The organism is Borborobacter arsenicus, from assembly GCF_003934165.1.
Taxonomy (GTDB): domain Bacteria; phylum Pseudomonadota; class Alphaproteobacteria; order Rhizobiales; family Rhizobiaceae; genus Pseudaminobacter; species Pseudaminobacter arsenicus.
The window spans coordinates 331,239-345,003 of sequence record NZ_ML133508.1 but is presented as its reverse complement, the minus strand read 5'-3'; the positions used below and the strand labels follow the sequence as shown (position 1 = coordinate 345,003).

The window sequence follows — 13,765 nt, the reverse complement described above, 5'->3', positions numbered from 1 at the left end:
GGTACGGGTGCAGACTACCGCAGGGCCGATTGGCTGCCTAGCATTTCTCGCAAGTCAGCATGTGCAAGCAGCTCTACCCACGGTCGTTTTTCATTTCAGAACGTCACAAATTTCGTCATTAAGGACATCCGTACAGCGCGAGGACCGCCGGAAATCGTCGTAATAGAGTGCCCATTCGCCGGGATGGGCGGCCCGGTAGGGGCCGAATTTGAAATACTGGTTCTGGCCGAGCCCCTTGTCGGCATGGCCGATGCGGCCGGTGACGGTCACGATCGGCTTGCCGTTGGCAAACAGTTCGATATGGCCGGAGCCGTCCGGGCCGGGCTTGGTGAAAACCGCAAAGTCGATCCAGCCCGATCCCGGTTCCGGCAGCGCATTGCCATGGGTCTTGACGGTGATCGCGGCGGTGCATGTGTCGAAGAGGCCGCTATCGGCAGGCGTCCATGTGGCATCGGCGGCAATGAGCGCGCGCATCTGGTTCGTATCCGGCCGCAGCCATACCGGTGCCTCGCCTGCCCGGCACGCACCATCGACGGGCGTGTCTTCGACTATGGGCAGAAGATTGGTCTCGACGGTGGCAAACAGCTTGCCCTTGTCGAGCCGCAGGGCGAGGAACGGGCTGAAATCGCCCTCGGCGCCCGGCTCGATCTCGCGCTTCCATTGGGCAATCAGATAGCGATGGTCGTCGCGCGGTATGGGGTCGGCAAATTTGACCGCAAACCCGTACCACACCCCCTCCGTGTAGGGGACGCGCAGCGCGGTCTTCTCCCAGATTTCAGCACGCTCGCTGCAATCATCATCGACCGGAGGACAGATCGGACGCACCGACAGCCTGAGCGCTCCACCGCCTGTGCGCGTCACCTTGTTCTGGAATTCGACGCGGCCGGCGCTTTGCTCGAAGTTCTCGCGATAATAGAGCCCGCCTGTTTCAGAGAAATCCCGCCCTTCGAAGCCGTCCACCAGCGCCCGCGTCGCCGGCTGTGCCTTTGCGCTGCTGCAAAAGCACAGCATGGCTGCCGCAATTATCCGGAGCGCCGGGGCCTTCACAGAAGTTCCTGTTGGCCGGCAACCGGCAAATGGAGGCGGTCGCGGTCACGGTGAAGGATCATGACCTGCTCGGCATCGGACATCCGGTCATGGGCCTCCCCTGCCCCGACATCATCATCGACCACGGCGGCATCGGTCAGGTCCGGGGAAAGCACGGTCAGCTTCTGCCTGACGCCCGCCAGCCTTTCCCTCCCCAGCGTCAGCCAACCATCGCCGCCGCAATAGTTGGCGAACTCCTTGCTGGCGACCAATTGATACGGATATTTCTTGGTCAGAAGCTGGAGCCGCTGGACTTCGTTGACCGCCGAGCCGAAGGCCGAAAAAGTCAGGCGATCGGAAAGCCCGACATTGCCGAACATCACATTTCCGACGTGCAGGCCGATGCCATATCTGATCTCGCCTGCGCCATGCTGCTGCCTTTTGCGGTTGAGTTCGGCCACCCGGGCATTTGCCTTCAGCGCCGCTGAAAGTGCCGCCTGGCAGGCTATTGCCGAAGGCGCGCGATGCCTTTCGCACGGATAGACGGCAAGGAAGCCGTCGCCGAGAAAGCTCAATATCTGACCGCCGAAGCGATTGAACGGGGCTGCGACCGCATCGAAAAACTGGTTGAGCACATCGATATAGCCCTCGCGGCCGGCGGTTTCGGCCAGCCTGGTGGAGCCGCGCATGTCACCCATGACCAGGGCTGCCCGGATAGTGTCGCCCTCGCCCCGCTTGATCTGGCCGTTCAGCACGCGCTTGCCGGCGTCGGAACCCAGATAGGTCGTCAGCATGTTGTCGGCGAGCTTGTTGAGAACGGCCATCTTGGTGGCGACGGCGAGATGGTTCTGGATGCGCAGCAGCGCCGCGATCATGCTTTCGCTGAAACCGGTGGCGCGGTCGGTCGACCACGATCCGATCATGCCCTGGCTGGTCCCACCGCCGAACGGATGGACGAAGGCCATATAGTCGGTAACGCCCATGAGCTTGAGATCGTCGAAGATCGGAAACTCCGAGGGCACGGCAGGGTCGATGCGCCGGCGCAAATGTTCCAGCTTGTGATTGAGCAGATGATAATATGGGCTGCGCAGGAAGCGTTCGGAAGGAAGGCCGTCCTTTTTGCGCAAACCTTCCACCTCGATGCCGCGCCCGCGTTCCCAGGTAAAGCCGAGCGCGTCGTAAAGCGGATGCAGCATGGAGAAACTGAGATGAACGCGAGCGAGCGGAAGACCGGCGGCCGCAAGACGCTCGCAAAAGCCACGAACCATCGTTTCGAGGTCGTCGCCGGCAAGCGAGGATTTGGTCAACCAATCGGCAACCTGATCCAGGAGGATTTCGGAAATCTCATCATGCATCGAAGCCATGACGCGTTACCATTTCCAATGCAGTGCACTTCAAGAATGCGACACCCGCTACCTGTGAACTTAGCGAAACTCGACCCGCGAGAAAAGCCGGCTCACATCGTCGGATTGACTTGCAGAACTCTCGGTAAATAGATTTTGTCGATGGAAATCGCCTTCTACGCACCGATGAAGCCGCCAGGCCATCCCATTCCCTCGGGCGAGCGGCAAATGGCACGGCTGCTGGTCAAGGCGCTCACGCTTGCCGGACATCGCGTGGACATAGTCTCCGAAATGCGCAGCTATGTCGCCCAGCCCCATGCCGAATGGCTTGCCGCCACCATGCGCGAGGCCGAGAATGAAATCGCCCGGTTGTCAGAACGCTGGGCAAAAGGCAGCAGGCCCGACCTCTGGTTCTGCTACCACCCCTACTACAAGGCTCCCGATCTGATCGGCCCGAGACTGGCCGCCGCGTTCGCGATCCCCTACGTCACCGCGGAAGCCTCCTATTCCTTCCGCCGCAATATCGGTGTCTGGGCCGAGGCACAGAGGCTGGTCGCAGAGGCCGTAAAGCGGGCGGCGCTCAATATCTGCTTCACAAGGCGCGATCGTGACGGGCTGCTGGCGATCGCACCGCAAGCGACCCTGGAGATGCTGCCGCCCTTTATCGACAGAGAGTCCGATACAGCCGTGAGACCTAGGGGTGGCGGCAAAGGCGCGCGCCTCATCGCCGTTGCCATGATGCGCCGGGGCGACAAGCTGGACAGCTACGTGATGCTGGCACAGGCGCTCGGGCGTATCACGCATCTGCCATGGACGATGTCGATCGTCGGTGACGGACCGTGTCGAACTGAAGTAGAGACTGCATTTGCGGGGCTGCCTCGCGAACGCATCGACTGGCTTGGCGTGCTCGATCCGGAGAGCGTACCTGCAGCACTGCGCGAAGCGGATATCTATGTCTGGCCGGGCTGCGGCGAAGCCTATGGCCTTGCCTATCTCGAGGCCCAGGCGGCGGGGCTGCCGGTGGTCGCGCAGAATACTGCCGGCGTGCCGGAAGTTGTGCGCGATAGCCTCACCGGGATTCTGACGCCTGCCGGCAATGTCGCCGCCTTCGCCGCAGCCATTGAAAGGCTGCTGACCGACGAGGCCGAGCGGCAACGGATGGCCGATGCGGCACATCGTTTCGTCGCGGATGATTGCTCACTGGAGGCTGCCGCCGCGCGCCTTGCGGCGATTCTGCCGAAGGTGACGGCCTGATGCCCCATGAACAAATCTGGCAGCCGCTTGCCGAAGAACTCAACCGGTGGAACCACGCCGGACGTACTGCGACCTTCTGGCTAAGAGACGACGATGCGGTCGAGCCGACCGCACAGCTTGACCGGCTGCTTCGGCTTACCGGAACATTCGCAATACCGACTGTGCTTGCGGTGATCCCAGCGTGCACTGACGAGGCCCTTGCCGATCGGCTGATCACCGAGCCGCATATATCGGTCGCGGTTCATGGCTGGTCGCATGAGAACCATGCGCCGGCAGACGAGAAGAAGCAGGAATTGGGGCCTCACCGCTTGCGCCAGATCATCCTGACCGAACTGGCCACTGCTTTAGCCCGAATGCAACAATTGCACGGGCAGCGCCTGATACCGATGCTGGTTCCGCCCTGGAACCGGATCGATTCCGGGCTGCTGCCCGATCTGGGTGCGCTCGGATTCGAAACGCTGTCCGTCTACGGGCCAGCCACGCCGTCACCGATCCGCATGCTCAACAGCACTATCGACCTGATGGATTGGCACGGTACAAGCGGGTGTCACGACCATTCCCTGCTGGTGCACGGCATCGTCGTGCAACTCCAACAGGCTTTTGAGGATGGCGGCGATGGAGTGGGTCTTCTCACTCACCATCTCGTGCATGACGAAAGGGCATGGACCTTTCTGGAGCGCCTGTTCGAGACGACGTTGCGGCACGCGGCCTGCAAATGGCGATCAGCCGGCGATATCATGGCTGGCAGTGCGGCGTGAGAATTTAATGATCTGGCCGTCACGTGCGGCGAAAGCGCCGGCGAAGGCCCGTTTCGCCTGCCGTTCGATCTCGGCAAGCTCGGTGTCCGTTCGTCCCGGGTCGTGATGAAAGATCGCGAGCCCGCGGGCACCGGCCGCCTCGCACAGTTTCACACCCTGCTGCCAGGTGGAGTGGCCGAAGCCCTTGCGCAGCGGCATTTCCTCTTCGGTGTAGTTGCAATCGTAGATCACCAGATCGGCATCCGCGATGAGCCCGACAATGGCTGGTTCAAGCTCGCCAGGGATATGTTCCGTGTCGGTGACGAGCGCCACCGCGCGGCCGCCCCATTCGACGCGATATCCGATGCAGCCGCCCGGATGGAGCAGGCTGGCGGTTCGAATGGTCACGCCGCTGCGCGGGCGCAGCACGTCGCCGGAGACGAAATCCCGGCAGGTGAGGTTTGCCTTGCATACATCGAGCTTGGCCGGGAACCATGGCGGGCGCATGAATTTCTCGATCATCTGCAGGGTCGTCATTTCCCCCGCAAGATGTCCTGACCAGACCGACAGTCTGACATGCGGATCGTAAAGACGGGCAAAAAACGGGAAGCCAATGATGTGGTCATAGTGGCAATGAGTAAAAAACAGGTCGATGTCCCTGGCGCCCGGCACGAGCGCCCTGCCCGCTGGGCGAATACCCGAGCCGGCATCGAACAGGAGGATGTGTCGGCCGCATCTCATTTCAACGCAGGCAGTATTGCCGCCATAGAGCGACGTCTCCGGCCCGGAAACAGGTATGCTGCCGCGCACGCCCCAGAACCTGACCTGAAAGACGAGGTCTTCCATTCTACCTCCGCCGGGGCGGGTGTTTCGCGATCATCGTTCCAAACTGACTCGGTCAGGCGCGACATGCAATCCCGCCTTTGGAATGTATGGGACCTCCGCCCGCTCAAATAGACATATAGGGTTCGGTGGCCGGTTGGGCTCGTTTGGGGTCAGTTGCGCCTGCTTCGGGCATCGATCAGGTCCGCCGTGGTGTGGCTGAGCCGATCAGCCAGCACGCGCAGGATTTCGACAGTCATTTCCGGAAACTCCTTCAACAGCCGCAAGAAATCCTCCTTACGGATGCGCAACGTTTCAAGTTGGCCGGCCGCCCGTACGGTCGCCGTGCGCGAGACATCACACAATATGGCTATCTCACCCACAATCGAATTGGGCTCGGCTTCGGCAACCTTTATCGGCCCGGCAGCCGAGTCGACCAATATATCGGCCGTACCGGACAGGATCACGTAAGCGGCATCGCCCTCGTCGCCCTGATTGAAGAGGGTCTGGCCGGCAGTGTAGCTTACCCTGTCCGACGTGAAGGCCAGCAGTTTCAACTTAGAAGGGTCTACACCCGCAAATAGCGGTACGCGCCGCAGCATTCCCACTTCGTCCTTGAGCAGCATGGTCCCAAGCCTCGCTGTTTTGCCCGGCCGACTACGATACCATCGACCGGAAAATATCGTTTGCCTCATGCAGCGTCTCATAGGTCCCATCGGCCACCAGTTGGCCGGCATCGAACGCCATGACACGATCGAACATCGCCGCCATCGAGGGGTTGCCGAGGACCCACATCACCGCCGGTTCACGGCCTCCCCGCCGCACCTCCTCCAGGACATTGCGCAGAACCTGATCCTGCGCCCGCTGGTCGAGAGCCAATAGTGGACGATTGAAAATGAGATAGTCGGCGCGCTTGAGCAGAGCTCTCGCCATGTCCAGCTTTTGGCGCTGTGCACCGGTCAGGCGCTTGCCGCCGACGCCGACATTGAAATCAAGCCCGACATCCAGAACCTCGTCATGCAGGCCAAGCTCGTCGAGCATGCCGAAAATGATTGCCCGGATGCGCTCGGGACCCTCGGGGTGATTGTGCCTGATGCGCCCGAACAGGACATTGTCCATGACGGTGGCAGCGATGATATAGCGCGTCGGTTCATAGGGCTCGATTGCGTCTTTCAATGTTGCCGGAAGACCGGCGTAGAAGCGGTTCCTGGCCTCCACGATCTTGGTCATCAGATCGTCGGTCAGAAAGCCGAAACGGTGGCGCGGCTCGATATAGGCGAAGCTGAGCGCCGTCATGGCCGCCCGATCCGCCTCCGATACGGTATCATAGGATCGCCCGTTCAATCTCTGCAGCAATGCCTGGTAAGTGGGGATTTCCTCGGCGCCCATGAAGGCGAGCTGCTGGAAGAAGGGATGGTCGGGCGGCAGGTCGCTGAACAGTTCTATTGTCTGATCGGCTATCCCCATGCCCATCTCGTAAAGCGTGCGGTCCAGGCCGGTTTGCTTGAGCACGGCAGCGAAATATGGGTTGGCGGCAAGCGCCCTGTCGGCCAGTTCCGGGCCTCGAGCGGCACCAAACAACAGGTTTTCACCAATATTGGCTTCCTTGTTGTAGGTTCCGGGTTCGAAAGGAACGACCAGATCGCTCAGATCCTCGGCTTCCAATCGTCCGCGCAGTGCCAGTCGCAATTCGACAATGCGCTCGACCAGCGCCTTGTGGCGCTCCGGGTCGACCGGCGATCGTAAACCCAGATCGAGAATATCCTGTGACAGGAAGACGGCCTCGAGAACATGACGGATTTGTGCGAACAGGTCCTGGGGACCGGTTGCACCCGCTGCGGCGTAGTCAACCCAGTCGCTACGAAGATCAAAATCGGGATTGCCCGCCTTGCGAGCTTCCTCGACCGCCCAGCGGCGGTGATCGGCCTCCACGCCTTCATAGCTGACGCGCGTTAGCGGCGCGTGCTTCAGGCCGTAGAGCAGGTTATCGCGAAGGCTGCCATGGACAAGGAAAACATCCGACGAGGCGTAGGATATGCGCCGTCCTGTCACCGATTCAGGCAATTCAAGCAGATCGACACTGCCGGCAACGATTTTGCCGCTTTCGGGCCAGTTCAGCCGCGCGAAGGCTTGGGCAACCGCTTCAGCTCCTCCGGTTCCGGTGCTGACGATCGCAATGGTTTCGCCGGGTTTGATCTCGAAGGAAACCCGGTCAAGGAAGGTGGCGCCGCTGTCGTCGCTCAGCGAGAGATTGGCTGCCGCAAGCGGGTCGCTCAGGGGGGCCACCGGATCGACGGTCACCGCCTGGATATGCGGCTCGACCAGATTATCGACGCTGAATTGCTCGACGACCTGAGTGTATTTGATCTGAACGTCCTGACGGATCTGGTCCCAGTCGATCAGCTCCTTCAACGGACCGGGCAGGTCCTTGTAGGCGGCGATCACCGCCACCAGCTGGCCGATATCGAGCCTGCCATGCAAGGTCAGGTAGCCGCCGATCAGATAGAAAAGGAACGGGGTGATCTGAGCGAGGAAATTGTTGATGAACTTTACCAGGAACTTCCACTGATACAGGTCATAGCGGATCTTGAAAATCCGGCCGAGCCGCGCGGCGATATCCGCGCGCTCATAGTTGGAAGTGTCGTGGACATGGATCGTGTCGATTCCGTCAACGATCTCGCCGACCCGGCCGGAGAGTGCGCGTGCGGTCAGTTGCCTTTCCCGGCCAAGTATTAACAGCCTGCGGCGCATTCGCGGAATGAGGACAATCTGGATGCAGACAATCGCAGCCGCGATCATGCCGAGCCAGAAATTCTGGATCATGATAAAGACCATGGCTGTCAGCGCCTGGCCGCCGAGCAGCGCCGGCTGCACGAATGCGTCGCCGATGAAGCCACCCAGCGGCTCCACCTCGTCCTTGACCATGGTCGCGATCTCGGCCTGTTTCACGCGCTTGAAGTGGTGCGGCGGAAACCGCAGGACGCGATCGACAAGGTAGAAGCGGATGCGCCGCAACATCCGCTCGCCAAGACGCCCCTTGTAGGTGTTGATGTAGAATTTGAAGAGGCCGTTCACCACGACCAGGAACAGGAACACCAGGCTGAGCGCAAAGAGCGTTTCCTGCCGGTTGAGCTGGAACCCTTCGAACAACGTCACCTGGCCCAACATCGGCAGGGTGAAATCGATATTCATGAAAAGCCGTGTGGCGCCCGGCGTCTCGAACCCCTCCCCTTGAATCGGCCCGTTGACGATCAGCTTGGGCAGGTCGAAGGACAGGAAATAAGGGACCATCGACACGGCGACAATCGCAAGTATCCAGAGTTGCTGCCTCCAGGTGTGTGACCAGATATAGCGAGCAAGACTCTTTTCCATCGGTGGCCGAAGGCTGTTCAGGGGACAGGGTGCAGGACGTAAAAAAGCCTCTTGGCAAATGGCGAACCGGCGATCTCCGCGTCATCGAGCACAAATTCGAAACGGCAATGAACCCTGACATTCGGCCGGCCAAGGATGGCTGGAACCTGCGATGACGCTCGCTCCAGCTCAGGGGCATAGTCGAGCACCACGGCTTGGGCATTGTCAATCAGCGAATAGAACAGCCGGCCAAGCGGTTCGCGGCTGCCGAATGGCTTCAGCGAATATCCAAGCAGAACCAGCCCATAGCTTCGCGGCGCGTAGTCGTAGTCGATCTCCTGAAACTTCCGGGGAATATGGCGAACCCGGCAAGGATGGCCGTTGAGTTGCTCGGACTCGAAAGCGGGTGTCTTCGGATCGACGGAAAGCACAGATGACGGCCGGTGCGTGAGATAAGGCGTTATCGGCCTGACATGGCCGCCGATCTCTATCACGTGCTCACAATCACGAAGGAAATGGGCGGCTATGACCTGACGGATGATCGCGGCCGGCCCCGACAGATGCGGAAGATCGTCCCCAGTGCCGATCAATGGCGAAACGGCTTCCAACATACTTCAATCCATGAAGGTGCGCTGCAGAAGAACAGCGTGTTGTGTCGCCCAATATCTCAACATACAACAGGCATATGATGGACGCTACCCAGCCGGGCGGTCCCGGCATCGACTGGCGTGAATGCGCGTTCGACCTTACGCGCGGGATTGCCGCCTATATCGGTAACCCACTGGTCGGCAGGCTGGCGCGCGTCATCGCCGAGCACCCCGATGCCAATATTTCCACGGCGTTCAACCACAAGCAGGTCGCCTGCAAGATGTGGGCCCGCGACAGGCTGTTGGATCACTGCGGCGCCCGTCTCGGGCGCGTCTGGATCGTCGGCGGCTGGTATGGCGTTCTGGCGGCGATGCTGTTCGACGATGCAAGGTTCGACATCGCCGCCATCGACAGCATCGACATCGATGCCGGTGTGGCCCCGGTCGCACGTACCCTCAACGCGCCCGCCGGAAACCGGTTCACCGCAATGACTGCCGACATGTATGGGCTCGATTATGCTGGCGCGCGGCCCGATCTGGTGATCAATACGAGTTGCGAGCACATTGCCGATCTTCCGGGCTGGCTTGCCCTTATCCCGAAAGGTACGCGCGTGCTGCTGCAATCCAACGACTATTTCAGCGAGCCTACCCATATCAATTGCGTGGCCTCGGCCGCGGCCTTCGAGGAGATGGCTGGACTGACGGAAGTGCGGTTTTCCGGTGCGCTCCCGCTCAAGAACTACATGCGCTTCATGCTGATCGGGACAGTGTAGTCCTTTCGCGCAACAGCTTGGCAGAGCGCGACGCACCTTCCAGATCGAGGCTGTGGGCCGGCGGGCGTGGCGCAGACAGGACGCTCGTAATGGCCGCCGCCAGCCTGTCGGGCGTGAGGTCTTTTTCGCTCAGCACACCGGCAAATCCCAGCCTTTCCAGCCGTGTTGCACGAAATGTTTGTTCGGTCTCACCACCGGCTGCGAAGGGAATGAGCAGCGAGCGGCAGCCACCACGCAAGATATCGCAAACGGTGTTGTAGCCGGCCTGGGAAACCGACAGGCGCGCGCCAGCCAGCAGGCTGGCGAAATCCTCGCGGAACCTGAATATGGACAGGCCCGAGGGCGCCTCTTGCGTGGCCGCATCGAATTCGGACTGCGACAGGTTGGGGCCGGTGATCAGCGCCCAGTTGCCGGCGCCTGACACCATCCGCGCCGCGGCAACCGCAGCTTTCACCAAGTCGCGGCCGGCCGCACCGCCTCCGGCAGAAATCAGGACGTCGTAATGCTGAGAGGGCGACGGTGGGACCGGCGCGGCCACCAGACCGGTATAGGCCACTTCGCAATTGATGGACGATGCCAGCGGGAAGGTTTCATCGAGCGTTGCGAATTTCGGGTCGGCGTGAACCATCACGAGGTCGAAATAGCGGTTGAGGAGTTCGACCGTCTCCTCATTTCGCCCCGGCTTGGCGTGCTCCTGCAGAATATCGCGCACGGACGTCACCAGAAGCGGCTTCGGCACAATTGCTTCGATCGCCTCAAGCAGCGGCAGCAGTTCGAAGCGCATCTGGCGGCGGCCGAAGGGGAAAGCTTCCACGATGACGATATCGGGGCGGCACTCTCTGTATGCTGCAAGCAGCAGGTCCCGCCGCCTTTGCCGGAAGGCGTCGTCGATCGCATTGCCTTGCAAATCCGCCAGCGCCGAAAAGCCCTCGCCTGCCACGACCGCAGGCAGTGCCACAGACCGAACGGTGGGACCGGGGAAACCCCTGATCGGCACCCCGCCCGTCACCACGGTGACGTCGAAACCATCCTCGACCAGCGCGGCCGCGATCCGGCTGGCGCGCGCGAGGTGGCCGATGCCCAAAAGGTGCTGCACGTAAAAGAACACACGCGGCCCGTTCATTGCGCTGCCTGCCATTCCTGCTCGAACAAGGTCTTCAACTGATCGACGCTCGACCGATAGTCGAAATGCGCGCGCACCCGGTGCTCGGCCGCGTCGCCCAGACGCATGCGCAAAGCCGGATCGCGGATCAACCGCTCCAGCGCCGTAGCCAGGGCCGGCGCATCCTCGGGCGGAAGCACGAGACCGGTTTCTTCATGCGTCAGCAGTTCAGGCACGCCAGAGACCTGCGTCGACACACAAGCAAGCCGCTGGCTGGCGGCTTCGACAAGCACGTTGGGAAGGCCGTCGCGATCGCCATCACCGGCAATGCGGCATGCCAAGGCGAAGATGTCGGCATGGCGGTAATGCGCCAGCACATCCTCCTGCGCGAGCGCACCGTTCCAGGAAACGCGCCCGGAAATGCCGAGCTTTTGCGCCAACGCCTTGAGCCATTCTAGCTGCTCGCCGCCGCCTATATGCTCGAACCGCCAGTGCAGGCCGGCAGGCAGGAGCGCCAGCGCCTGCAGCAAGACGTCAAAGCCCTTCTTTTCCACCGCACGGCCGACGCTGAGGATGGCGACCGCGTTTTCGGCGGAGGAGCCGTCGCGTGCGGGCCGTGCCGCTTCGAACCGTCCGAAACGGGCAAGGTCGAGCCCATGATAGCTGAGATGCACGGACGAACTGCCATTGGCCAGCTTGCGCAGATGCTCGAAGCCGGTGCGCGTGCAGGTCACCGTCCAGCGCGCCGAGGAAAGCTTTCCGGCGAGGTCCCAGTCCGGTGACGTCCAGATGTCCTTTGCATGGGCCGAACAGGTCCAGGGCAGGCCGCGCAACATGCTGGTGTAGCGCGTCACCGAGGCCGGCGTATGCGCGAAATGGGCGTGAAGCCACTGCCCGCCGCTGGGCCATTCATTTGCCAGCACCAGCGCCTGGCCGAAGCGGCGGACGCGATTGCGGGTGCAGTCGCGGCGAAGATCGGCGAGCAACGCACCGAATGCGCGCCGGAATCCGGCGCGCGGCAGACAGGCGATGAGCGAACGTATCACCCGCACCGGTTCCTGATGCAGATATTCCGGCAGGTAATGGACCGGGGCCTCGATCTCGGCATGGATCGGGTGGCGCTTGGCATCCGTCGGCTTCCTGAGGGCAACGATGACGAGATCCAGGCCAGCGCGCTCCAAGCCGAGCAGTTCTTGCGCGATGAAGGTTTCCGACAGGCGCGGATAGCCCTTCAAAACCACCACGACCTTGCGGTTGCCCACGGTTCAACTCATGTTTTCAACGACGGTGAATTGATGGCGGTGGCGCTGGTCGAGCCAATCTCCAACGATCTCCGAAATATGGACCAGCCCTTCGAGCCGCAAATCGGGATTGCTCTGCGACGGGCGCGGCCGGTTGGGCAGCGCCTTCAATGCCGCCGCAAAACGCAAGGCATCTTCGGCTTCCTCCGGCAGCAGCATCTCGATCAATCCCAGTTCGGCCGCCCGGCGCGCGCGGATAAGCTGCTCTTCGCGCGGCCGCATCCGCGGCACGATCAGCGCGGGCTTGTCGAAGGACAATATCTCGCAATAGGTGTTGTAGCCTCCCATCGCCACCACCGCCCTGGCGCCCGCGATCAGGTCCTCCATCCGGCTGTCGAACTCGATCATTTCGATATAGGGAATGCCTGCCGCCTTGCGGATCAACTTGCGCCGCTTCCTCGCCGGCATATAGGGGCCGAGCACGACCAGCGCCTTGTGCGTCAGTTCCGGGTCCTGCTGGTAGGAGTGGATGACGGCATGGATCAAATCGGCGCCATCACCGCCGCCGCCGGTGGTAACCAGAATATATTCGCCCTCCGGCCGGTGGCCGGGCAGTCCTTCCGGCAACAAGCTGCGCTGCAGAAAGCCTACGAATTTCATCTTCGCCCTGATTGCAGGCGGCACTTCCAGCCCGGTCAGCGGGTCGTAGAAATCGGGCGGCCCATAGGCCCAGATCATGTCGTAGAACAGCCCGATCTTGCGCATAACGTCATGCTGGCGCCACTCGGCATTGAGCAGCGCCGGCGCATCCATGACCTCGCGCAGCCCGAGCACCAGCGTGGTGCCACGCGTCTTCAGATAGGACAGCGTCTCCTCGATCTCTCCGCGCAGGCCAAGCGGCTCCTTGTCGACGATGAAGAAATCCGGCTGGAAGCTCTCGGCGGTATGACGGATGATCGCCTGCCGCATCTTCATGGTTTCCCTGAGGTCGATGTGACGCTCGAGCGACGTGTACTCGCCACTGCGCAGCTTGATCACGCTGGGGATTTTCACGAAGTCGACGCGTGCCCGGTAATCGAACGCGCCTGCAATCTGGGCGCCAGAAATAAGCAGGATATGCAGGCCATGATAGTCGGCGACAAGCGAATGCGCGATTGTTCGGCATCGGCGCAAATGGCCGAGACCGAAAGTATCGTGGCTATACATCAGGATCCGAGCGTGTTCGAAGCGCCGCACCATGACCGCACCACCTTACCCTGGCCCCCCTTGTGGGCCATTAGCGTCGACTTCTCCCCCGTCCCCTTCGAAATCCGCACTCGAACAGAAACTACATCACTGTCGCCGTTTCAATGCAAGGCACCAAAAGGCGCTGAGTTCATCTCAGCCATGCGCCGAATAGCGTAGGGGCCCGCCTACCGGCCTGTCTGGGCAGAAAATACCGCCGGAGCGTATTTTTCGACGACGGTCGGGATGTTATATTTCAGCCTTCGCGGGAGCGGGGTGCGCGGCTACCGGCGAAGGAATAGCGT

Annotated in this window: 12 protein-coding genes; 3 read left to right on the top strand and 9 right to left on the bottom strand. The window is 61.5% G+C overall.

Features of this window, described 5'->3' with window-relative positions; genetic code table 11:
• Positions 1-90 precede the first annotated feature (90 nt).
• Both EET67_RS01625 and EET67_RS01620 read right to left on the bottom strand, forming a co-directional pair.
• A complete protein-coding gene (locus EET67_RS01625; RefSeq protein ID WP_128624449.1) occupies positions 91-1,011 on the bottom strand; it encodes a polysaccharide lyase family 20 protein in 921 nt (306 codons plus the stop codon).
• A 32-nt stretch (positions 1,012-1,043) separates the two neighbouring features.
• On the bottom strand, positions 1,044-2,390 hold the full coding sequence (locus EET67_RS01620) for an adenylate/guanylate cyclase domain-containing protein (protein WP_128624448.1): 1,347 nt from the start codon (positions 2,388-2,390) through the stop codon (positions 1,044-1,046).
• A gap of 141 nt (positions 2,391-2,531) precedes the next feature.
• Here EET67_RS01620 and EET67_RS01615 point away from each other — a divergent pair, with 141 nt between their 5' ends.
• Complete coding sequence (locus EET67_RS01615; protein ID WP_128624447.1) at positions 2,532-3,623, top strand: glycosyltransferase family 4 protein; 1,092 nt, start codon at positions 2,532-2,534, stop codon at positions 3,621-3,623.
• Positions 3,623-4,381, top strand: coding sequence for a polysaccharide deacetylase family protein (locus tag EET67_RS01610; protein ID WP_128624446.1), 759 nt, complete (start codon positions 3,623-3,625; stop codon positions 4,379-4,381). The genes EET67_RS01615 and EET67_RS01610 overlap by 1 nt, the downstream gene beginning before the upstream one ends.
• On the opposite strand, the gene EET67_RS01605 is transcribed toward EET67_RS01610, so the two are convergent.
• The 4 genes from EET67_RS01605 to EET67_RS01590 all read right to left on the bottom strand — a co-directional run bounded on the left by EET67_RS01605 (position 4,346) and on the right by EET67_RS01590 (position 9,144).
• Entirely contained in the window at positions 4,346-5,206 is an 861-nt protein-coding gene (locus EET67_RS01605; RefSeq protein WP_128624445.1) for an MBL fold metallo-hydrolase, read from the bottom strand. The two genes, EET67_RS01610 and EET67_RS01605, sit on opposite strands and share 36 nt — an antisense overlap.
• A 149-nt stretch (positions 5,207-5,355) precedes the next feature.
• Positions 5,356-5,808, bottom strand: a complete 453-nt coding sequence (locus tag EET67_RS01600; RefSeq protein ID WP_128624444.1) for a cyclic nucleotide-binding domain-containing protein — start codon at positions 5,806-5,808, stop codon at positions 5,356-5,358.
• A 31-nt stretch (positions 5,809-5,839) separates the two neighbouring features.
• Complete coding sequence (locus tag EET67_RS01595) at positions 5,840-8,554, bottom strand: ABC transporter ATP-binding protein (RefSeq protein WP_128624443.1); 2,715 nt, start codon at positions 8,552-8,554, stop codon at positions 5,840-5,842.
• Positions 8,555-8,571: 17 nt separating this feature from the next.
• A complete protein-coding gene (locus tag EET67_RS01590; protein ID WP_128624442.1) occupies positions 8,572-9,144 on the bottom strand; it encodes a hypothetical protein in 573 nt (190 codons plus the stop codon).
• 74 nt (positions 9,145-9,218) lie between these two features.
• On the opposite strand from EET67_RS01590, the gene EET67_RS01585 reads away from it, so the two are divergent.
• Positions 9,219-9,893 (top strand): class I SAM-dependent methyltransferase, encoded by a 675-nt coding sequence (locus EET67_RS01585; protein ID WP_425359490.1) that lies wholly within the window; start codon positions 9,219-9,221, stop codon positions 9,891-9,893.
• On the opposite strand, the gene EET67_RS01580 is transcribed toward EET67_RS01585, so the two are convergent.
• The 3 genes from EET67_RS01580 to EET67_RS01570 are packed head-to-tail and all read right to left on the bottom strand — an operon-like array spanning position 9,871 to position 13,475.
• Entirely contained in the window at positions 9,871-11,031 is a 1,161-nt protein-coding gene (locus EET67_RS01580; protein ID WP_165899749.1) for a glycosyltransferase family protein, read from the bottom strand. The genes EET67_RS01585 and EET67_RS01580 overlap by 23 nt on opposite strands.
• Complete coding sequence (locus tag EET67_RS01575) at positions 11,013-12,257, bottom strand: glycosyltransferase family 4 protein (protein WP_128624441.1); 1,245 nt, start codon at positions 12,255-12,257, stop codon at positions 11,013-11,015. The genes EET67_RS01580 and EET67_RS01575 overlap by 19 nt, the downstream gene beginning before the upstream one ends.
• Positions 12,258-12,260: 3 nt before the next feature.
• Positions 12,261-13,475: a glycosyltransferase family protein gene (locus EET67_RS01570; protein ID WP_128624440.1), complete on the bottom strand. Its 1,215-nt coding sequence runs from the start codon at positions 13,473-13,475 to the stop codon at positions 12,261-12,263.
• Between the last annotated feature and the right edge of the window lie 290 nt (positions 13,476-13,765).